Raw genomic sequence first — 1,099 nt, forward strand, 5'->3', positions numbered from 1 at the left:
ATGATGATACACTTATATTTTTTATATTTTGGTTTCCAAATATAAAAGAACCTGACATTACAAATGATGCAAATAAAATTGAGACAGATATACCAAGAAAAATTACATTCATTTGTGCTTCCTGGATATAAAAACTATTAAATAACCCCCTTAAAATTAAAATTGATCCAATATATAGAACACACGCAATTGTAACACTAAAATATTCTATGTATCTTGCCAAAACAATTTTGTATATTTTGATTGGCAAGAACTGCTCTAATCTATAAAAATCTTCATCGGTATAATTCAAGATATTCATAAAATAAGTAAGCGGCGCCACTAGTATAATTAAGAACAAAATAATTGGCAGAAAATCTTCTAACTTAAACATGCTTAGAATTACAAGCAAGATAAGTGATACAACAAAAGTTATTCCACTAAAAACATTGGAGTTCATTAGATCCTTTTTAATTAAATATCTCATTTCTCCATCACCACACCTTTTGAATAAATGCTCATTATTTTTTCTAAATCCAAGGAATCAACTACAATATCTTCCAGATTCAGAATTCTATCTCTAGGCATTATAGCCTCATATCCTTGAGCTGTTTTTTCATATGCGATTACATTATCTAGGTTTAAGTTTTTAAAATTACTTTCTAGACATCGAACTAAAACATTGTCATGTAATAATTTTGTACTATCTTCAACAAACTGAACTTTTCCTTGTCTAATATAGATTATAATATCAGCTATTTGTTCAATATCTGTAGTTATATGACTTGAAAAAATAACAGTTTTATTTTCGTCTAAAACAAATTCTTGAAATATGCCTAATATATCTTTCCTTCTAACTGGGTCAAGAGTAGTTGTTGGCTCATCAAAAATTAAAAGTTGTGGATTGTAGGACAAAGATAGAGCTATCGATAAAATCTTTTGCATTCCAGAAGAACACTCAGAAATTTTTTTTGTCTTTGAAATTCCAAATTTTTCCAAAATGAAATTAAAATAATCCGAATCCCAGTTTTTATATAATCCTTTATAAATTTTTTCAACTTGAAAGATTTTCAAATTTTTATTGAGATAAGTTTCCGAGAAACTAACACCTATTTTAGCT

The 1,099-nt window shown here is 27.2% G+C and carries 2 protein-coding genes; both read right to left on the minus strand.

Translation table 11 applies throughout. The features are described 5' to 3' along the window. Positions 1-466, minus strand: a 466-nt coding sequence (locus H7U02_RS11400) for an ABC-2 transporter permease (RefSeq protein WP_201043399.1), incomplete at its 3' end; no start/stop codon positions are given. Beyond that, on the minus strand, positions 463-1,099 hold a 637-nt coding region (locus H7U02_RS11405; RefSeq protein WP_201043402.1), incomplete at its 5' end, for an ATP-binding cassette domain-containing protein. The genes H7U02_RS11405 and H7U02_RS11400, both read right to left, overlap by 4 nt.

The sequence above is a fragment of the Streptococcus sp. 3.1 genome, from assembly GCF_016648915.1.
Taxonomy (GTDB): Bacteria; Bacillota; Bacilli; order Lactobacillales; family Streptococcaceae; genus Streptococcus; species Streptococcus salivarius_E.